Annotated in this window: 17 protein-coding genes and 1 pseudogene; 9 read left to right on the forward strand and 9 right to left on the reverse strand. The window is 66.7% G+C overall.

All coding sequences use genetic code 11. From position 1 onward, the window contains the following. The first annotated feature begins 6 nt into the window (after positions 1 to 6). Both ACSQ1X_RS06835 and ACSQ1X_RS06840 read left to right on the forward strand, forming a co-directional pair. Entirely contained in the window at positions 7 to 1401 is a 1395-nt protein-coding gene (locus ACSQ1X_RS06835; protein ID WP_436057144.1) for an MFS transporter, read from the forward strand. Between the two features lie 5 nt (positions 1402 to 1406). Further along, the gene (locus ACSQ1X_RS06840; RefSeq protein WP_436057145.1) at positions 1407 to 2525 is read left to right on the forward strand and encodes a zinc-dependent alcohol dehydrogenase family protein; all 1119 of its coding nucleotides are present in this window, start codon (positions 1407 to 1409) and stop codon (positions 2523 to 2525) included. A gap of 7 nt (positions 2526 to 2532) precedes the next feature. On the opposite strand, the gene ACSQ1X_RS06845 is transcribed toward ACSQ1X_RS06840, so the two are convergent. Beyond that, positions 2533 to 3432: a LysR family transcriptional regulator gene (locus ACSQ1X_RS06845; RefSeq protein WP_436059282.1), complete on the reverse strand. Its 900-nt coding sequence runs from the start codon at positions 3430 to 3432 to the stop codon at positions 2533 to 2535. Positions 3433 to 3605: 173 nt separating this feature from the next. Between ACSQ1X_RS06845 and mmsB the strand changes: the two genes are divergently transcribed. The 3 genes and pseudogenes from mmsB to ACSQ1X_RS06860 all read left to right on the forward strand — a co-directional run bounded on the left by mmsB (position 3606) and on the right by ACSQ1X_RS06860 (position 7511). Further along, positions 3606 to 4508 carry a 3-hydroxyisobutyrate dehydrogenase gene (gene mmsB, locus ACSQ1X_RS06850; protein ID WP_436057146.1) on the forward strand — a complete coding sequence of 301 codons (903 nt, stop codon included), beginning with the start codon at positions 3606 to 3608 and terminating at the stop codon, positions 4506 to 4508. Between the two features lie 31 nt (positions 4509 to 4539). Beyond that, positions 4540 to 6024 (forward strand): CoA-acylating methylmalonate-semialdehyde dehydrogenase, encoded by a 1485-nt coding sequence (locus ACSQ1X_RS06855; RefSeq protein ID WP_436057147.1) that lies wholly within the window; start codon positions 4540 to 4542, stop codon positions 6022 to 6024. A 64-nt stretch (positions 6025 to 6088) separates the two neighbouring features. Then, a pseudogene (locus ACSQ1X_RS06860) lies at positions 6089 to 7511 on the forward strand (DUF222 domain-containing protein). 88 nt (positions 7512 to 7599) lie between these two features. On the opposite strand, the gene ACSQ1X_RS06865 reads toward ACSQ1X_RS06860, so the two are convergent. The 3 genes from ACSQ1X_RS06865 to ACSQ1X_RS06875 all read right to left on the reverse strand — a co-directional run bounded on the left by ACSQ1X_RS06865 (position 7600) and on the right by ACSQ1X_RS06875 (position 10201). Beyond that, on the reverse strand, positions 7600 to 8139 hold the full coding sequence (locus tag ACSQ1X_RS06865) for a hypothetical protein (protein ID WP_436057148.1): 540 nt from the start codon (positions 8137 to 8139) through the stop codon (positions 7600 to 7602). Positions 8140 to 8260: 121 nt separating this feature from the next. Next, complete coding sequence (locus ACSQ1X_RS06870) at positions 8261 to 9388, reverse strand: winged helix DNA-binding domain-containing protein (protein ID WP_436057149.1); 1128 nt, start codon at positions 9386 to 9388, stop codon at positions 8261 to 8263. Positions 9389 to 9394: 6 nt separating this feature from the next. Next, complete coding sequence (locus ACSQ1X_RS06875; RefSeq protein WP_235505617.1) at positions 9395 to 10201, reverse strand: SGNH/GDSL hydrolase family protein; 807 nt, start codon at positions 10199 to 10201, stop codon at positions 9395 to 9397. A 149-nt stretch (positions 10202 to 10350) separates the two neighbouring features. On the opposite strand from ACSQ1X_RS06875, the gene ACSQ1X_RS06880 reads away from it, so the two are divergent. After that, a complete protein-coding gene (locus ACSQ1X_RS06880; protein ID WP_436057150.1) occupies positions 10351 to 11001 on the forward strand; it encodes an alpha/beta hydrolase in 651 nt (216 codons plus the stop codon). Between the two features lie 16 nt (positions 11002 to 11017). Here the strand turns inward: ACSQ1X_RS06880 and ACSQ1X_RS06885 are convergent, their stop codons facing one another. Then, positions 11018 to 11254: an RNA-binding S4 domain-containing protein gene (locus ACSQ1X_RS06885; protein WP_055798629.1), complete on the reverse strand. Its 237-nt coding sequence runs from the start codon at positions 11252 to 11254 to the stop codon at positions 11018 to 11020. Positions 11255 to 11287: 33 nt separating this feature from the next. Between ACSQ1X_RS06885 and ACSQ1X_RS06890 the strand changes: the two genes are divergently transcribed. The 3 genes from ACSQ1X_RS06890 (at position 11288) to ACSQ1X_RS06900 (ending at position 14818) form a co-directional block, all read left to right on the forward strand. Next, the gene (locus ACSQ1X_RS06890) at positions 11288 to 12298 is read left to right on the forward strand and encodes a DMT family transporter (protein WP_436057151.1); all 1011 of its coding nucleotides are present in this window, start codon (positions 11288 to 11290) and stop codon (positions 12296 to 12298) included. Between the two features lie 124 nt (positions 12299 to 12422). Beyond that, on the forward strand, positions 12423 to 13808 hold the full coding sequence (locus tag ACSQ1X_RS06895; RefSeq protein WP_028272541.1) for a glycine--tRNA ligase: 1386 nt from the start codon (positions 12423 to 12425) through the stop codon (positions 13806 to 13808). A 2-nt stretch (positions 13809 to 13810) separates the two neighbouring features. Continuing rightward, the gene (locus ACSQ1X_RS06900; protein ID WP_436057152.1) at positions 13811 to 14818 is read left to right on the forward strand and encodes a GNAT family N-acetyltransferase; all 1008 of its coding nucleotides are present in this window, start codon (positions 13811 to 13813) and stop codon (positions 14816 to 14818) included. A 74-nt stretch (positions 14819 to 14892) separates the two neighbouring features. On the opposite strand, the gene ACSQ1X_RS06905 is transcribed toward ACSQ1X_RS06900, so the two are convergent. The 4 genes from ACSQ1X_RS06905 to ACSQ1X_RS06920 form a co-directional block, all read right to left on the reverse strand. After that, positions 14893 to 16332: a short-chain fatty acid transporter gene (locus tag ACSQ1X_RS06905; protein ID WP_235505614.1), complete on the reverse strand. Its 1440-nt coding sequence runs from the start codon at positions 16330 to 16332 to the stop codon at positions 14893 to 14895. Positions 16333 to 16412: 80 nt separating this feature from the next. Continuing rightward, complete coding sequence (locus tag ACSQ1X_RS06910; RefSeq protein ID WP_436057153.1) at positions 16413 to 17243, reverse strand: lysophospholipid acyltransferase family protein; 831 nt, start codon at positions 17241 to 17243, stop codon at positions 16413 to 16415. Between the two features lies 1 nt (position 17244). Next, a complete protein-coding gene (locus ACSQ1X_RS06915; protein ID WP_436057154.1) occupies positions 17245 to 18057 on the reverse strand; it encodes a DUF1295 domain-containing protein in 813 nt (270 codons plus the stop codon). Positions 18058 to 18059: 2 nt separating this feature from the next. Further along, complete coding sequence (locus tag ACSQ1X_RS06920) at positions 18060 to 18794, reverse strand: alpha/beta hydrolase (protein ID WP_436057155.1); 735 nt, start codon at positions 18792 to 18794, stop codon at positions 18060 to 18062. Positions 18795 to 18817 lie beyond the last annotated feature (23 nt).

Here is an 18817-nt window from a genome sequence, read left to right on the forward strand (position 1 = left end):
TCACAAATGAGCACGCAAGACTCCGCCGCAAGGCGCACAGATGAGACTGACGTCAAGGCCTCCGGCCTGAAGAAGGTGGTGACGGCCTCGATGGCCGGCACTGTTGTTGAGTGGTACGAGTTCTTCCTCTACGCCTCGGCGGCAACACTGGTTTTCGGCAAGATGTTCTTCCCCAATTCCGGCACGGAGCTGGACGGGATTATTGCCGCCTTCGTGACTTACGCGGTGGGCTTCGTCGCCCGTCCCATCGGCGGCATCGTTTTTGGCCACTTCGGTGACAAGTTCGGCCGCAAGCAGCTGCTCCAGCTGAGCATCATCCTGGTGGGCGTCTCCACGTTCGCGATGGGCTGCCTCCCCACCTTCGCGCAGATCGGCTACTGGGCACCCGCCCTGCTGGTGTTCCTGCGGTTCGTGCAGGGATTCGCCGTCGGCGGGGAATGGGGCGGCGCCGTGCTGCTCGTGGCTGAGCACAGCCCCAGCAAGTCCCGCGGATTCTGGTCCAGCTGGCCGCAGTCTGCCGTGCCCATGGGCAACCTCCTGGCCACCGGCGTGCTCTTCACCCTGTCCTCCACGCTGTCCTCCGCCGACTTCCTCGGCTGGGGCTGGCGCGTCGCCTTCTGGCTGTCCGCGGTGATCGTGATCGTGGGCTACTATATCCGGACCAAGGTCCAGGATGCCCCCATCTTCCTCGAGGCACGCAAGGAAGTTGTCGTCGAGAACAAGGGTTACGGCGTGGCCGAAGTCTTCCGCCGGTACCCGCGCGGTGTCTTCACCGCCATGGGCCTGCGGTTCGCTGAAAATATCCTTTACTACCTCGTGGTCACGTTCTCCATCACCTACCTGAAGGTTGTGGTCCAGACCGACACGTCCAGGATCCTCCTGCTCCTGCTGGTGGCGCACTTCATCCACTTCTGCGCCGTACCGATGGTCGGCAAGCTTTCGGATGCCTTCGGCCGCAAGCCCGTGTACATGGCCGGCGCCATCCTCGGCGGCACCTGGGGCTTCTTCGCCTTCCCGATGATGGACACCAAGAACGACCTCGTCATCCTCGCCGCCATCACCATCGGCCTCCTGTTCCACGCACTGATGTACGCCGGCCAGCCTGCGATCATGGCCGAGATGTTCCCCACCCGGATGCGCTACTCCGGCGTATCACTCGGGTACCAGGTCACCTCGATCGTTGCCGGCTCACTGGCCCCGATCATCGCCACGGCGCTGCTCAGCAACTTCAAGTCCTCCGTCCCGGTGGCGCTCTACCTGCTGGGCGCGTGCCTGGTCACGATGGTGGCGGTGTACTTCCTCAAGGAAACCCGGGGGATTTCGCTGCACGACGTTGACGCCGCGGACGCGCAGGGCACGGCGGACCTCCTGGCCGCTGCCAAAGTATCCGCCAGGAAGTAGTTTCGATGCGAGCAGCAGTCCTTTACGCCGCTGTCCCCGCCGGCACCAGCTACACGCAGGCCCGCCCGCTCGTGGTGGAGGAACTTGAGCGGCCCGAACCCCGCGCCGGCGAACTCGGGGTGGCCATCACCTACTCCAGCCTGTGCCACTCGGACCTGTCGGTGGTGGACGGCTCCCGGGTACGGCCGCTGCCCATGGCGCTGGGGCATGAGGCCGTCGGGAGGGTCGTGACGGTCGGCGAGGGAGTGGAGGACGTCTCGGCGGGGGACCATGTGGTGCTCGTCTTCGTCCCCAGTTGCGGCGACTGCCGCGCGTGCCGCTCCGGCCGCCCGGCCCTGTGCCACCGCGCCGCAGAGGTCAACGGCTCGGGAGACCTGCTGCACGGGGAGGCTCTGCTGCGGACGCCGTCGGGGGAGCGGATCAACCACCACCTCGGGGTATCGGCTTTTGCTGACTACGCCGTGGTGGCACGGGAATCCGTCGTGGTGATCGGCGACGACGTCCCGGACACCGTCGCGGCCATGTTCGGCTGCGCCGTGCTCACCGGCATGGGCGCAGTGTTGAACACCGCGGCGGTCACCGCCGGACAGTCGGTGGCCGTCTTCGGCCTCGGCGCCGTCGGGCTTTCCGCCGTGATGGCGGCGTCCCTGGCCGGTGCCGCCGCCGTCATTGCCATCGACCCGAACGAGGGCAAGCATCAGCTCGCAATGGACTGCGGCGCGACGGCAGTGGGAACTCCGGCCGATGCCGCGCGACTGGTCGCTGAGGCGACCGGCGACGGTGTGGACGTCGCCGTTGAAGCGGTGGGGTCCGCGGGGGTGATCGGCTCGTGCCTGGACCTCGTCACCCGCGGCGGCGCCGTCGTCTCCGTCGGGCTGCCAAAGCCCTCAGCGGAACTGACTGTGGGAGCGCTCCAGTTCGCCGGTGCGGGGAAGCGGCTTCTTGGTTCGTACATGGGAGACGCGGTCCCGGAGCGCGACATTCCGCTGTATCTTGACCACTGGCGCGCCGGACGGCTTCCGGTGGAACTGCTGCACACGGACACGCGGCCGCTCGCGGAAATCAACGAGGGCCTCGATGCGCTGGCGGCCGGGACAGTGGTTCGCCGCCTGTTCCAGGCATAGGTAAATGTCAGGCTGCCAGGATGTCCTGGCGGCCTGACACTTCCGTTTTGAGCGCTGCCACCACGGCCCGGACGGACGCCGAGCGCAGCGACTCCGGACGGGCCACCGCCCAGATGGGAAGCTGCCGCTGGAACAGCTCAGGAAGCACCGGAACGAAGTCCGGGTTGTCCGCGACCATGAAGTTCGGCAGCAGGCCGATGCCCGCACCGCAGCGGACCGCCTCCACCTGGGCGAAGACGCTGGTGGCCTGGAAGCTGGATTTTGGGGCTGGCAGCTGGGACGACCGGTGCCCCAGCTCCGCCACCTGCAGCGCCGACTCGACGTAGGAAACAAAGCCGTGCTCCTTGATGTCTTCCAGGGCGGCCGGCAGTCCGCGGGACCGGACGTAGCCCGGACTCGCGTAGAGCCGCAGGAAGTAGTTCGTGAGGAAGACAGGCTGCATGTTGGTGACCTCCATCCGGCCCACCACCACTTCCAGGTCCACGCCGGAACGGTTTTGGCTGACCTTGCGTGTGGCGCTGAGCATCTCCACATTCAGCAGCGGATTGTCCTGCTGCAGGCGGACCAGCGCCGGCGCGACGAATTCTGCACCGAAGCCGTCGGAAGTGCTGATCCGGACCAGGCCGGACAGCGAATCTTCGCCGTTGCTGAGAGCGCCGGTCAGAGAGCCGAGCGTCGCCTCGATCGCCTCGGCGGCGGCAACGGCCTGGCTGCCCAGTTCGGTCAGTTCCCAGCCGTGCGGGCTGCGCTCCAGCGTCCGTCCGCCGAGCTGCTTGTCCAGCGCCATGATCCGGCGGGAAATGGTGGTGTGCGTTGTGCCCAGGGTTTCTGCCACGGCGTTGAACCGGCCCAGCCTGGCCACCGTCAGCAGGATCAGCAGGTCATCCGGACTCGGCAGCCGGTTCAAATCCACTTCTTCACTTCCACACTTTCAATCTCCGGAACGGCTGTTCGGAGGTATGTGCATCAATGCACATACCGTCTGTATTTTTTCCCCTTGATTGCACTGTAGCAGGGTGTGATGGTGGACACTGAACATCCAGCAATAGGGCTGGTACACGAAGCAAAGGAGCTTTCGCCATGGCAGTTGTCGCCTGGATCGGTCTCGGAAACATGGGTGGATCCATGTCAGCAAACCTGGCTAAGGCCGGTCACGACGTCCGCGGATTCGACCTCAACCCCGAGGCGGTGGCGGCTGCCGAAGCAGGCGGCGTGAAGCCCGTGGCCAGCATTGCCGCGGCCGTGGACGGTGCCGACGTCGTCTTCACCATGCTGCCCAAGGGCGAGCACGCCCGTGCCGTGTACCTGGGCGAGGACGGCGTCCTGGCCCACACCGACACCCGGACGCTGCTGGTGGATTCCTCGACCATCGACATCGCCTCCGCCCAGGCATTGCACGACGCCGCCGCTGCCGCCGGCTTCCGGTTCGTGGACGCCCCGGTCTCGGGCGGCATGAGCGGCGCGAAGGCGGGGACGCTCACCTTCATGATCGGCGGCGAGGCGGGCGCCGTGGCCGACGCCACCGAATACATCCGCCCCATGGCCTCCAACATCATTCCCACCGGCGGCGCCACCACGGGGCAGGCAGCGAAGATCTGTAACAACCTGATGCTCTTCATCAACCTCGCCTCCACCGCCGAAGGTGCCGTACTCGCCGACCGCCTGGGCTTGGACAAGCAGGTCTTCTGGGACATCGCCTCGGTGTCCTCCGGCGACAGCTGGGCGCTGCGGACCTGGTACCCGGTGGCCGGCGTCGTGCCCACCGCCGCCTCCAACAACGACTTCGCCCCGACGTTCACCACCGAACTGGCGAACAAGGACATCGGCCTGGCCATCAGCGCTGCCCGCGACACCGGCACTCCGCTGGAAATCGGCGAGCACGTGCAGACGCTCTTCCAGCGCCTCATCGACTCCGGGCAGTCTGGCAAGGACTGTTCCATGATCATCAAACTCGTCGACGGCTCGCTCGAGTCCTCCAACTAACCGCAGCCTGCTTCACGAATAGGACTTACCCATGGAACGCATTCCCCACTTCATCAACGGCGCCCTGATCAGCGACGCCGACCGCTTCGGCCCCGTCTTCAACCCCGCCACCGGAGCACAGGACAAAGAGGTGGCCCTCGCGTCGGCCGCACGCGTGGAGGAGGCCATCGCTGCCGCCCAGGCCGCCCTGCCGGGCTGGCGGGCCACGAGCCTGGCCAAGCGCACCAACATCTTCTTCCGGGTCCGGGAACTCCTCACGCAGCGGAAGTCCGAGCTGGCTGCCATCCTCACCAGCGAGCACGGCAAGGTGCTTTCCGATGCTGAAGGCGAGATCTCCCGAGGCCTCGAAAACATCGAATTCGCCACAGGACTCTCCCACATGCTCAAGGGCGAACGCTCGGAGCAGGTTTCCAGCGGCGTGGACGTCCACTCAGTGCGCCAGCCGGTAGGCGTGGTCGCCTGCATCACCCCGTTCAACTTCCCGGCCATGGTGCCGTTGTGGATGATCGGCAGTGCGCTCGCCTGCGGCAACACCGTGCTCCTCAAGCCCAGCGAGAAGGACCCGTCGTCGGCCGTTTTCATTGCCCAAGTCTTCGCGGAGGCGGGTCTGCCCCCGGGCGTCCTGAACGTGGTCCACGGCGACAAGGAGGCCGTGGACGTCCTGCTGGAACACCCAGGCGTCAAGGCTGTCAGCTTTGTGGGATCCACTCCGATCGCGCAGTCCATCTACAAGCGTGCGGCCGACCACGGCAAGCGCGTCCAGGCACTGGGCGGCGCCAAGAACCACATGGTGGTCCTGCCGGACGCAGACCTGGACATGGCCGCTGACGCCGCCGTGTCAGCTGCCTACGGCTCGGCGGGTGAACGGTGCATGGCGGTGTCCGTGCTGGTGGCGGTGGGCAGCATTGCCGACGACCTGGTGAAAGCTATTTCCACGCGCATGGCGGACCTCAACATCGGTCCAGGCACGGACCCGGCCTCGCAGATGGGTCCGCTCATCACGAAGGAACACCGGGACAGGGTCGCGTCGTACGTGGCCGGGGCAGCCGAGGAGGGCGCCACGGTTGTGGTGGACGGGCGCGAGCAGGTCTTTGACTCGGACGGTTTCTTCATCGGGGTCAGTCTCGTGGACCACGTCAAGCCGGGCATGAAGGTGTACGACGACGAGATCTTCGGCCCCGTGCTGTCGGTGGTCCGCGCGGACAGCTACGGCGACGCCGTCAAGCTGGTGAACGACAACGAGTTCGGCAACGGAGTCGCCATCTTCACGCGCGACGGCGGCGCGGCGCGCCAGTTCGAGTTCGACGTCGAGGCCGGTATGGTGGGCGTCAACGTGCCCATCCCGGTACCGGTGGGGACGTTCTCGTTTGGCGGCTGGAAGAACTCGCTGTTCGGCGACACCCACATGTACGGCCCGGACAGCATCCGCTTCTACACCCGCGGAAAAGTGGTGACCACACGCTGGCCGGATCCGTCCACGTCGGTGATCGACCTCGGCTTCCCGCAGGTGGACTAGGAGGTCAGTCGTTGGGGCGGCCGCTGGCCCGCTTTTTGTCGGTGGTCACTGCCAGACTTCAGCAATGGAAGGCAATAGCCGGCCGGGAGAGGCTTCGGACGACGCAGGGCGCGGGATCACGGTCAGGGACCTTATCGGTCTCCTGGCTTCGATCCGACCCTGTAGCGACAGCGCCGCCCTGATCGACCAATTGCGGGATCTGGAGGATCTGAAGTCGGCCGCAGCGGCGATGCAAGCCCGCTCCTCTGTGGCGTTCGATGTCCAGCAGCGAGGCGCCCAGGTTGAGGCCGGGCTTCCGGCGGATGAGTTGGGCAAAGGTGTCGCTGCTCAGATCGCCTTGGCCCGCCGTGAATCGACAGCCCGCGGCGGCCGGCTGCTTGGACTGGCCAAAGCACTGGTGACGGAGATGCCCCACACCCTTGCAGCCCTGCGCACCGGGCAGCTCAATGAGTGGCGCGCCACGCTGCTGGTGAAAGAGACCGCCTGTTTATCCGCGGCAGACCGGTGTGCCGTCGATGAAGAACCCGCTGCAGATATCGGGACCCTGGCCGGCGCCGGCGACCGGACCATCGTCGCGGCGGCCCGGACGGCGGCGTATCGGCTGGACCCCCACTCAGTGGTGAATCGTGCCCGCCAGGCCGTGGCAGACCGGCACGTGAGCCTTCGCCCGGCACCGGACGCCATGACTTACCTGACCGCGCTACTCCCGGTCACAGCCGGTGTGGCAGTCCACGCAGCGCTCACCCGGCAGTCCGACGCGCTGCGCTCGGCCGGAGACAGCCGGTCCCGGCGGACAAATCATGGCGGATGACTTGGTAGAACGCATCACGGGGACGCCGGGCGGGATCGTGGGAATTGAAATCCAGCTCATCATGACCGACCGCACCCTGTTCCAGGGCGACAGCGAACCGGCGAGGCTTCCGGGCTACAGTGTGGTCTCCGCCGGGTGGGCCAGGGAGATCTGCGTCCAGGACCAGAGCCAGGGCCAACCTCAGGGCCTGAGCCAAGACCGTGACCGGCCGTTGAACGTTTGGCTGCGGCGGCTCTACACCGCCCCGTGCACTGGTGAGTTGCTCGCCATGGATTCCCGGGCAAGGCTCTTCCCTACCGGTCTCCGCCGCTTCATCCAGGCACGAGACGGCACCTGCCGCACGCCTTACTGCGATGCGCCGATCCGCCACCACGACCACATCGTCGCATGGCAGCACGGCGGGCCCACGAGCCTTGGCAACGGCAGCGGGCTCTGCGAATCCTGCAACCACACCAAGGAGTCCCCTGGGTGGTACGCAGAACCGCGGCCAGGACCTCGGCACACGCTGGAAATCCACACTCCGACCGGGCACGGCTACCAATCCACGGCGCCTCCACTGCCCGGGACATCACTGCCCGCGCCGCCGCCTCCTATGAACCGTCGCCATAGACGCGAGCTTCTTCACCGCGCGAAGATTCTCAAACGCTCCCGGCTAGTCGGCCCGCTGGCTGCCTGAGGACAGACTGCTGAAGGGAACCGGCGGCCCGAAGTAAGCCGGCAGCCCGAAGGAAAACGTCAGCATTGGGAGAAAGCGGGAGGGGCGCCTAACCCTTCATGATCTCGTCACGCCGGGTCATGTATTCCTCCATGGCGATTTCGCCGTTGCTGTACTGCTGGTCAAGCTCCGCCAGTTTCCGCGCGCGGAAACCCTGAGGGGCCGACGGCGGCGGAGGAGTAACCGGGGTGGACGGCTGCTGCGGCTGCTGGCGTGACTGGTTGGCCGGATACTCGGGGCTGTCCTCGTACGGTACCTGTCCGGGGCCGCCGGGGGCAGGATGGCCGGGGTTTTGGAAACCCGGAGCCGGGTAGCCGGGGTTCTGGTAGGGCTGGTCGAGCGGGGGCTGCTGGCCGCCGCCGAGCTGCCGGAAGCCGCCGCCGAAGTAGTCCTGCTGGGTGTAGCCGTCACGCGGCTGGTTGTTGGGCCGGCCAGGAAACTGGTTCGGGAACTGCCCGGGAAACTGGCCCGGGTACTGTCCGTTGAAATCCTGGTTCCGGTTCCTGCCCCGGACGGACTTCCGGTACATACGCATGGCGAAGGGAATCAGGAACGACAGGATGATGATCCAGAAGAACACGTTGCTCACAGTGGAGGGCCTCTCAGAAGTGTCCCTTCAGTTTAACCCCCGGCCGCCAGACTGCCCTGGCCGACCATTGCCGTCCGAGCATTGCCGTCCGATCAATTTCCGTCCTATCGGATCCGTCCGATCATTTCCGTACTGCGGGCATGCCCAGGAACCGTCCGTACGCGGCAACAGCTTCATCGATCGCACGATTGCCGGCCCGGCCGGGATCAGAGCGGGTGCGGATATCCAGCTCACAGCGTCCGCCAGCCAGGTCATGGCGCCACGAACCGATCATGCGGCCGTCGCTCAGCACAACATGCATCGGAGTGTCCCGCTCAGGAAGGGCGGGGGCGGTGCCGCCCAGGAAATACCGTGACCGTGAATAGCCCATGACGTATTCGTCGTAGCACTGGATCAGGTCGACCCTAGGCCCGCCTTCGGCCTCGGCAGCAGGCCCGGGCGCGGCAGCAGGCCCGCGCCCGGCGGAACTGAAATAGAAGTCCAGTCCGTCCAGCGTCGCAGCCGCGAGTACGTCGGGTTCAGCCTCCAGCACGATTCCCAGCCCCAACCGGACATCAGTCACTGTGAGCCCGGACCAGTCGGCACAGTCCTTGACCGTGGCCGGTCCGCGGCTGAGGAAGTAGCGGCGGACGAGTTCGGCCAGCGCCTCGGAGCGGTGTTCGTGACCGTCCGCTGATGCCGGAACGCGTTCATCGAAGAGCGCGTAGGTCTGCTTGAGCGCGCCGCCGGTGCTGCGCACGGGTGTGCCGCTGGTCAGGACGCCACTGATCTCAGCATGCATGATCAGGTAGGCGAGTTCCAGGCCTTTGGCTGCGAACCCGTGGCGCCGCAATTCCAGGGCGAGCTGCTCCCGGGTTTTGTGGGCGAAGCCGGCAACGGCGTCGGCCAGGATCCGGGCGCTTCGGGACGCTGCTTCGGCGTCGATGCCGGTCTGGCGATACATGCCCCCGTTGCCCTGGTGCAGCCGGGGAGCCGAGAGCATCAGAAGCCAGCGAAGGTCGTCCCGGTGCACAAAATGCCAGGTGGGCCGGAGGATATGGGTCCGGAGGATCCGGCCGTCGGCCACTGCCTCTTCGACATCGGCAGCGGAGGCTCCTGCAGTGCGCTGCGCCAGCGACCAGCGGGCATACGGGAACTCCTGTGACTGGACGGCGAGGAGGTTCTTCAGTGGAGCTTCGGCAGAGACCGCGCGGGGATGGCGGAGCAGCTGCTGGCTGAGCCGCAGCCTAACGACGTCGTCAGCGTCCACGTGCGCCTACTTCCGGTCGGACTCGAGTCCCGCTGCCCCTAGTCCCGCGGCCTCGCCCGAGCCCAGCGGCATCCCGGGCCCGAATACGGGACCTGGCGTGGGGCGCTTGGCCGTGATGCCGTCCCCGGATGACTGGTGGCGAAGCCGGCGGACAACCCACGGCACGAAGTATTCGCGTGCCCACACCAGGTCGCCGGACCGCGCCTGCCGCCAGCTGCGCTGGGGCAGGGGCTTGGGGGAGAGCGGCTCCAGGGTGTGCTGGATGTTCAGTGAATCGAGCACCATCGCGGCTATGGTGTGGTGGCCCAAAGGCGAGAAGTGCAGGCGATCCTGGTCCCACATCTGCGGATCGCTGAGCTGGCGGAGGGACCACATGTCAGCGATGACGGCATCGTGCCGCGCGGCCACGGTGCGAAGGTTTTCGTTGTAGATGGCGATCTTGCTGCGGACCCTGCCCAGGACGGACGAACCGGTGTCCGGGCCGTTGAACAACACCACGGTGGCGCCGCCCAGGCTGAGGATGTGCACCACCGAGTCCAGCTTTTCAGCCAGCGCATCGGGGTCGCCGCCGGGCCGGATGAGGTCGTTGCCTCCGGCCGAGAGGGTCACCAAGTCAGGCTTGAGGGCCAGGCACGGTGCCAGCTGCTGGTCAACGATCTGTTCCAGGAGCCGTCCCCGCACGGCAAGGTTGGCATAGGCAAAATCGCTGTGCCCGCGGCTCAGTTCCTCGGCCACCCGGTCCGCCCAGCCACGGTGCCCGCCGGGACTTCCCGGTTCGGGGTCGCCGATGCCCTCGGTAAAGGAATCGCCCATGGCAACATAGCGTCCCCAGGGGTGGCTATCAACAGTGTCCTGCGGGTTCGGAATGGCTTCAGTTTCGCTCACGTTTCCATCCTGCCTCGTAGGTAACAAGCTACGCCACCGTAGGTTGTTACCCGGAGGTAACTGCAAGAATGGACCCCATGACTGAAGCCGACGTTTCCACTGCCCCTGTTGTCCTGTGGTCCACTCCTGACGAAGAGCGCTCGGGTAAGCCACTCCTGGTCCTGCTGCACGGCTACGGTGCCAACGAACAGGACCTGCTCAGCCTTGCCGATCTGCTGCCCGGCGATTTCGCGGTGGCGTCCGTCCGCGCCCCCATCGCCATGGGCCCGGGGTTCACATGGTTCCCGCTGACGGACTCCGCCGACTATTCACTCGACGCGGTTAAGGATGCCGCCGCCTTTGTGCTGGACTGGCTCGACGGCGTCAAAGGTGACCACCCGTCCGTCACGTTGCTCGGGTTCTCCATGGGAATGGCGATGGCCACCACGCTGCTGAGGCAGCGCCCGGCGGACTTTGCCGCCGTCGTCGGGCTTTCCGGCTTTGCGGTGAACGCCGGAGGGGACCCGACTTTCCGGGACGGCGAACTGGACGGCAGCGTTCCGTTGTTCTGGGGCCGCGACCAGCAGGACCCCGTCATCACCCAGGACAAGATCGAATTCACCATGGGCTGGGTGCGGAAGCACGTGAAGCTGACGAAGGTCCTCTACACAGGGATGTGGCACGGGATCAACCAGCAGGAGATCGGCCACGTTTCCGAATTCCTCACCCACGAGGTGCTGAAAAAGTAGTTCAGCGCTGCAACGGTTAGGAACCGGCGGGAGTCAGAATCCGCACGGTCCGGCCGTTCACAGTGACCGTGTCGCCATGGTGCAGCTGCCGGCCGCGGCGGTCGTCGATGTCGCCGTTGACCTTGACCAGGCCGTTCTTGATCAGCTCCGTGGCCTCAACTCCGTCCTCCACGAGGCTGGCCAGCTTCAGGAGCTGGCCCAGGCGGATCATCTCGTCGCGGATGGGGATCTCTTCGATTTCCGGGTTGCTCATACAAGCAATGATGCCTGACGTAAGGTGAATCCAGTGACCCATGCACCCCGTCTGCCCCTCATTGCAGGACTGCCGATTGCCGTAGCCGCCGGACTCGCCATCCCCGTCCAGGGCCGGATCAACGGCGCACTGGGCGCCCGGCTGGACGACGGCATTGCCGCCGCCGTGGTGAGTTTCACCACGGGACTGATCGTGATGGTCCTGGTGTCGCTGGTCCTGCCGCGGGGACGCCGCGGGCTCGCCCAGATCCTGCCCGCGCTCCGGGAACGCCGGTTTCCCCCGATCTACGTGATGGCAGGCGGCATCGGCGCGTTCTTTGTGTTTGCGCAGTCCTTCACCGTTGGCCTGCTGGGCGTGGCCCTGTTTACGGTTGCCACCGTCACCGGGCAAACGCTCAGCGGGCTGCTTGTGGACCGGCTCGGCATCGGCCCCGCCGGCAAGAAGTCCGTCACCGCCATCCGTGTCATCGGCACTGTGCTGACCATCGCCGCCGTCGCGTGGGCAGTGTCCCCGCGGTTCGGCGGCGCCGGGGGTTCCGGGGCCGGTTCCGGGGGAGTCGGCACCGACCCGGCGCAGCTGCTCCTCCCGGTGCTCCTGCCCGTTATTGCCGGTTTCCTGATGAGCTTCCAGCAGGCCATGAACGGGACGGCCACGGTGCACTACGGCACCCCCATCGCGGCCACCCTGGTGAATTTCATCTCCGGCGCCACGGTGCTGTGGCTGGCCTGGCTGATCAAGCTGGCGGTCGCCGGGCCCGGCAACGGGCTGCCGGCCGAATGGTGGTACTACCTCGGCGGTCCCATGGGCTGCGCGTTCATCGGACTGGGCGCACTACTGGTCCGGAGCCTGGGGGTCCTGGTCACCGGGCTGGGCATGATTGCGGGCCAGCTGCTGGGGTCATTGGGCCTGGACCTCGCCTTTCCCGCGCCCGGCACAGTGGTGGCCCTGCCCACGATCCTCGGCACCGTCCTGACGCTCGGTGCGATAGTCCTGGCCACCCTTCCCTGGCCGCGCGGCGCCCTCAAGCGGCAGCCGGGCCGGTAGGCTAGGACACGCAGCTTCCTGCACATCTTTCCTTCGTAACGCCCCGCCCGGCAACCAGCAGGGTACAGGGGCCTAGAAACCGCGCGGACCGCACCCAGCGGCCCTGTAGAAATTGGAGTTCCCCATGGCAGCAAAATCCGTTCTCGACCAGGTCATCTCCCTCTCCAAGAGGAGGGGCTTCGTTTTCCAGGCCGGTGAAATCTATGGTGGCTCCCGTTCTGCCTGGGACTACGGGCCCCTCGGCGCCGAGCTGAAGGAAAACATCAAGCGCCAGTGGTGGCAGTCGGTGGTCCGCGGCCGCGAGGACGTGGTGGGCCTGGACTCCTCCGTGATCCTGCCCCGCCAGGTCTGGGAAGCCTCCGGCCACGTGGAGGTCTTCTCCGATCCCCTGGTGGAGTGCCTTTCCTGCCACAAGCGGTACCGTGCCGACCACCTCGAAGAAGAGTACGAGGAAAAGAAGGGCCGTCCGGCCGAAAACGGCCTGAAGGACATTGCCTGCGCCAACTGCGGCACCCGTGGTGAATGGACCGAGCCCCAGGAATTCTCCGGCCTGCTCAAGACCTTCCTCGGTCCGGTGGCCAGCGAGGAGGGCATGCACTACCTACGCCCGGAAACCGCGCAGGGCATCTTCGTGAACTTCAACAACGTGCTCACCACCTCCCGGAAAAAGCCGCCGTTCGGCATCGGCCAGATCGGCAAGTCCTTCCGCAACGAGATCACGCCCGGAAACTTCATCTTCCGCACCCGTGAGTTCGAGCAGATGGAGATGGAATTCTTCGTCGAGCCGGGCACGGACGAGCAGTGGCACCAGTACTGGATGAAGGAACGCATGGACTGGTACACCGGACTGGGCCTCAAAGCCGAGAACCTGCGTTTCTTCGAGCACCCGCTGGAGAAGCTGAGCCACTACTCCAAGGGCACAACGGACATCGAATACCGCTTCGGCTTCCAGGGCTCCGAGTGGGGCGAGCTGGAAGGCATCGCCAACCGCACGGACTTCGACCTCTCCACGCACTCCAAGGCTTCCGGCCACGACCTGAGCTACTTCAACCAGGCCACCAACGAGCGCTACACCCCGTATGTGATCGAACCCGCCGCCGGCCTGACCCGGTCCTTCATGGCGTTCCTCATTGACGCGTACACCGAGGATGAGGCCCCCAACGCCAAGGGCGGCGTGGACGTGCGCACCGTGCTCAAGCTGGACCCGCGCCTGGCCCCCGTCAAGGCGGCCGTGCTGCCGCTGAGCCGCAACGAGGACCTGTCTCCGAAGGCCAAGGCCCTGGGCACCCAGCTGCGCAAGAACTGGAACATCGACTTCGACGATGCCGGCGCCATCGGCCGCCGCTACCGCCGCCAGGACGAAATCGGCACCCCGTTCTGCATCACCGTGGACTTCGACACCCTCGAGGACCAGGCCGTGACCATCCGTGAACGCGACACCATGAGCCAGGAACGCGTCTCCCTGGACAAGGTGGAGGGCTACCTGGCCGCGCGGCTGATCGGCGCCTGAGCATGGCCATCGAATACCGCGAATGGCGAGAGGGCGACGACCTTGCACTGCTCGAACTCTGGGGCGGCCCGGAGACCGAACAGGCACGGCAGTTCCGCGGCACGCTCGCACCCTCGGGCAACACGCCGTGGCGCCGCTGCATTGTGGCCGAGGACGTCGTGGACGGCGTGGCCATCCCGGTCGCGGCGGCAGTGGTCCACGAAGCATCGTTGCACCCCGAACGCCTCTGGATGTACATCGAGGTGGCAAAGGACCACCGCCGCGCCGGCGTTGGCTCCACCCTGCTGACCATGCTCCGGCACGAAGCCGGCCAGGCGCCGTCGGGCGTGTCCAGGCTGCGGACCAAGGTGGAGCCGGGCACGCCCGGCGCCGCGTTCGCCGAAGCTGCCGGCCTGGTTCCGATCCAGCGCTCACGCCTCGTCGTGGTGGCACCGGGGGCGCTCAAGCTGCCGGTCTTCGGCGACGGTTCGGAGGCCGCGGCCTCCGAACAGATCGAGGACCTTGCCACCGGTTCGGTGGAACTCAGCGACGTGGTGGGCCGGTACTACACGGCCGTGCACACCTGGGATAGCCCGGGCGAGCTCAGCATCGGCACCGTGCAGCGGCTGTTCCTCGACGAACTCAGCGGGGCGCACGGCGCGATCGTGCTCCGGGCGCCGAAGGCCAGCGCCTTCGGCCAGGGCGTCCCGGCCAGCAGGAAGGGCCGGCTCGAGGCATTCGCCATCAGCTACGCGGAACTTGCCCCCGGCGGCGAGAACCCGGCGGGCGGCGAGGGGTCCGCGTCGGGCCAGCCAACGGATGTGTTCGTCGGCCACGATCCCAAGCTGTCCGAGGAGGAAGCCCGCTCGGCGGTCCGGGACCTGCTGGCGCTCATCGCGTTCCAGCACCCCGTGGTGCTGGAACTGGACGATTCGATGACTGCCCTGCGCGCCGTCGTCGAGCCTTTGCTGCAGAGCGGCACTGCCAGCCTCCGGGGCAGCGAAACCCTGGTGGTTTCCGACCCCGCCTAGGCACTAACCCAACTGACCCGCAGCGGCAGCCGTTTCGACGGCGCCCGCTGCGGGTCAATGTGGTTTAAGGCCGGCTACTTGGGGATCACCGGGGGAACGAAGTCGAACGTCATTCCCAGCAGCCACACCAGCAGGAGAACCACGGGCAGGTGGAACACGAACTGCAGGAAGGTGAAGCCCACCAGGTCACGGGCCCGGAGTTTGAGCACGGCGAGCAGCGGCAGCATGAAGAACGGGTTGATCAGGTTGGGCAGCGCCTCCGCGATGTTGTAGATCTGGACGGTCCAGCCCAGGTTCATGTTCACATCCGTCGCCGCCTGCATCACGTACGGCGCCTCCACGAGCCATTTGCCGCCGCCGGAGGGCACAAACAGGCCCAGCACGGCCGTGTAGAGGGCAATCACGACGGCGAACGCACCGCCGCCGCCGATGTCTGAGAAGAATTCGGCCAAATGTGCCGACAGCGACATGCCCCCGTGGCCGGTGGCCTTCGTGAGGATGGCGGCCATGGCAGCGTAGAGCGGAAACTGCACCAGGATGCCTGCGGTCGCCGGAACTGCTTTGGTCACTGCCTGCAGGAAGTTCCGCGGCGTCCGGTGCAGCACCAGGCCCAGGATGAGGAATACGAGCAGGTAGCCGTTGAGGCTGCTGACCACAGTCAGGAATGGCTTCGTGAGGAACTGCGAGACCAGCCAGCCCAACGTCAGGATCCCCGCGAGGACCGGCAGGATCACGCTGTACTCCAGCCATTCGCCGGGCCGCGACCGTGGCTCGGGTTCGCTGGGGTCGTCGTCGAGATCCACACCGAGATCCGCGGCCGTGCGCACCGCGGCACCCCGCGGCGCCGAGAAATGGGCGATCACCGTAGTCAGCGCCATGAGGATGGCCAGGGTGAGCAGTGATTGCCACGTGAAGATGGTGGTGCCGAAATCCAGGACGCCGGTGATCTTGAGGAGCGCCGGCGGCAGGGAGGCTGCAGTGGCCTGCAACTGGGCGGCTGAGGACGACAGCCCCAGCGCCCATACGGCGCCGAGGCCCATGAAGGCGGCCGCACCGAGCGCCCGGTAGTCCACGGACAGGTCCTTGCGCCGTGCAATGGCACGCGCCAGGAGGCCGCCAAAGATCAGGCTGAGGCCCCAGTTGAGGAAGGACACGGACATCGACAGCATCGCTACGAAGCTCACGGCGGTCCGGGCGGTCGACGGGACCAGCGCGAGCCGGTCGATGAGCTTGGCCACCGGAGGAGAGGTGGCCACCACGTAGCCGGTGAGGACAACCATGGACATCTGCAGCGTGAATGCTGTGAGGTCCCAGAATCCGTTGCCGAAGGAATCGGCGATGGATTGCGGTGAGGCACCGATCGCGAGGGCAGCTACGGCAATGAGCACCACGCCGGCCAGCGCGAAGATATAAGCGTCCGGAAACCACTTTTCCGTCCACGCCGCCAGCCTTTGGGCCAGGCGGGCCAGGCCGCGTTCGTCGATCTCGCTTCTTGTCAGGACGGTGTCTGCCACAGGAAGGATCCCTCTCCATTGAGTGCGTGCAAATGTGCTTGCGTACCCATGGAGCCTAGCCAAGGCCCGGCTCTGCCTGCCTAAGCGCGCCGTCCGCCCGCGCGCCGGGGACCTTCCGCCTCATCCAGCCGCCGGCGTTCCGCGTCCGTGGGAGCACCGCCGCCCAGGTGCGCGGGCATCCACCAGTCGCCGGGCCGGGGTGCGAGGGGGAAGTCCGCGATGGCGGCGTCGATTCCGGCCTGCAGGACGCTCCGCAACCGTTCGGTGGCAGGCTGGGCGTCACGGGCGGGATCGGGCAAAACCGCGGGCAGCAGGGGCTCGCCCACGTGGATCCGCACAGGCGCGCGCCAGGCGCGAAGTGGTGAGAACCCGCGGTGGCGGGTCATGAGCCGGTGCGCTCCCCACACTGAAACGGGAATGATCGGCACGCCGGCTTCTGCCGCCATCCGAACGGCACCGGTCTTGCAGTCGCGGACCGTGAAGCTGCGGCTGACACCCGCCTCGGGAAGGACGGCGATGTACTCGCCCGAGCGTAATTTCTCGACGGCGGCGTCATACGCGCCGCTGCCCGAACCGTATGGAACCACGACATGTCCGGCAGCGCTGATGGCCGGACCGGCGAGCCAGTGGTCGGCCGCGCCCTGGGTCACCAGGTAGCGCAGCTCGGCCCGGTTGTGGCTCCACAGGAGCATCTCGGCGAAGGCAAAATCGAGGTAACCGAAATGGGTGATGGCGACGACGGCTCCCGCACCCGGCACCACCAGACGGGACGCACCCTTGAGCGGCCCCGGTGGTGGCAGGTGTTCGCGCCCCGTGACGATGACGCGGATCCGGAAGAACCTGCGCAGCGCCAGCCCGGTGCCCACGATGAAACGGTAGAAGCGGTCATTGGGCTGCGGCCGCCAGGCCATTTCAGCGCCCGCCCGCCGGCCGCCGCGGGGGCCAGGGGATAAAGCCCGACGTCGACTCGACGTATTCCTTGTAGCCCGGCCGGGCGGACATCGCCTTCTCCGTGAGCGGCTTCCCGGTCTTGCCCGCGAGCGCCCAGACCATCAGGGCCGGAGACAGTATGGTCAGGATTCCGGGCCAGGAGTCTGCGGCAATCAGGAACAGGCCGGTCCAGACGGCGGCGTCCCCGAAGTAGTTGGGGTGCCGGGTGTAACGCCACAGCCCCGTCTTCAGCACTGTTCCCTTGTTGGACGGGTTCTTCTTGAACTGTGCGAGTTGCCAGTCGCCCACCGTTTCGAACACGAAGCCGATGACCCACAGCAGCACTCCCAGGAGGGCGACCCAGCCCACTGCACCGGTGGCGAACATCCCTACCTGAACCGTCAGGGACACGAAGAACATCACAAGGCCCTGGGGCAGGTAGACACGGCGCAGTGCGTACACATCGCGGGAGCCCGGGGCGTCGCTGAGCATTGCCTCGTAGCGGGGATCTTCATGGCCGCCACGGGCGCGCCAGCCGATGTGGGTTCCGAGGCGGAGGCCCCAGACGCCTGTCAGCAGCAACAGCAGGAGGCGCCTGCCGTCGTCGCCCGTGCCGGAGGACAGCAGCCATGAGGCGACGGCGACGGCAAAGAAGCCGGGTCCCCATGCCACGTCCATGACGGAGTGCCGCTTCTGCACCACGGCCACGGCGAAGGTGACCGCCAGGACACCCGCCACGGCCAGCGCCGTCCAAGGCAGGCTGGCCAGGAATTCGTTCACGGGAAAGTCGGCCATGGTCACAGCACCACCGGAATGCCGGGGGCGGCGCCTGCCGGAAGCAAGGCATCCAACCGTGCCGAATCGCCGTCCAGGTCCACACCGGTGCTTTCCGCAAAGGCCTTGAGGACAAAGCCGGCGGCCAGCGTGTGCCACAGCCGGACCTTGCGGAACATGAAGTGACCTGCCCCGGCCAACGAGACATAGCGCATCTCGTCGGCCAGATCCGCTGCCCGTTGCGCAAATTTCAGCGATTGGGCCGGGCTTGTCCAGCGGTCCCTGGAACCGTGGACAATCAGCACCCTGCGGCCGGCCACATTTTCGGCCGGTGTCTCGGCGCTCAGCCAGGGGGCCAGGGCCACCACGGCGTCCACCTGGGGATCGTCGGCCGCGCACATGGCAGTGAGTCCGCCCATCGAGTGCCCCAGGAGGTAGACGGGCACTCCCGGGTGCCGGGCGTGGATCCGGGCAAGCGCCCATCGAGCATCCTGCAGCGGTGACATGTCCGGGCCGTTCCAGCCGCGTACGCTGTTCCGCAACGTCCAGACGGCAAGTCCGTGGCTGCCGCCGGCGCGGTGCAGGTGCTTGGCGAAGGGCACCATGCGGGCGGGGCTCAGGTGGCGGGCCTCTACGGGCTCGTAGCTGTGCGAGCGGCCGCCGTGCAGGACCAGGGCCACGCCGCGGGTAACGCCCGCCGCCTCGCGCACAGTTAGTACGGGCTTGTTGCTGCCTTCGTCATTCCTGCGATTACCCATGCGGGCCTCCAGACTCCTCGTCC

The organism is Arthrobacter sp. LjRoot78 (assembly GCF_964254335.1).
Classification (GTDB): Bacteria; Actinomycetota; Actinomycetes; order Actinomycetales; family Micrococcaceae; genus Arthrobacter.

Coding starts and splice junctions, on each gene's coding strand:
- ACSQ1X_RS06835 (WP_436057144.1), top strand. CDS start 7: ATGAGCACGCAAGACTCCGCCGCAAGGCGCACAGATGAGACTGACGTC.
- ACSQ1X_RS06840 (WP_436057145.1), top strand. CDS start 1,407: ATGCGAGCAGCAGTCCTTTACGCCGCTGTCCCCGCCGGCACCAGCTAC.
- mmsB (WP_436057146.1), top strand. CDS start 3,606: ATGGCAGTTGTCGCCTGGATCGGTCTCGGAAACATGGGTGGATCCATG.
- ACSQ1X_RS06855 (WP_436057147.1), top strand. CDS start 4,540: ATGGAACGCATTCCCCACTTCATCAACGGCGCCCTGATCAGCGACGCC.
- ACSQ1X_RS06875 (WP_235505617.1), bottom strand. CDS start 10,201: ATGGGCGATTCCTTTACCGAGGGCATCGGCGACCCCGAACCGGGAAGT.
- ACSQ1X_RS06880 (WP_436057150.1), top strand. CDS start 10,351: ATGACTGAAGCCGACGTTTCCACTGCCCCTGTTGTCCTGTGGTCCACT.
- ACSQ1X_RS06885 (WP_055798629.1), bottom strand. CDS start 11,254: ATGAGCAACCCGGAAATCGAAGAGATCCCCATCCGCGACGAGATGATC.
- ACSQ1X_RS06895 (WP_028272541.1), top strand. CDS start 12,423: ATGGCAGCAAAATCCGTTCTCGACCAGGTCATCTCCCTCTCCAAGAGG.
- ACSQ1X_RS06900 (WP_436057152.1), top strand. CDS start 13,811: ATGGCCATCGAATACCGCGAATGGCGAGAGGGCGACGACCTTGCACTG.
- ACSQ1X_RS06910 (WP_436057153.1), bottom strand. CDS start 17,243: ATGGCCTGGCGGCCGCAGCCCAATGACCGCTTCTACCGTTTCATCGTG.
- ACSQ1X_RS06915 (WP_436057154.1), bottom strand. CDS start 18,057: ATGGCCGACTTTCCCGTGAACGAATTCCTGGCCAGCCTGCCTTGGACG.
- ACSQ1X_RS06920 (WP_436057155.1), bottom strand. CDS start 18,794: ATGGGTAATCGCAGGAATGACGAAGGCAGCAACAAGCCCGTACTAACT.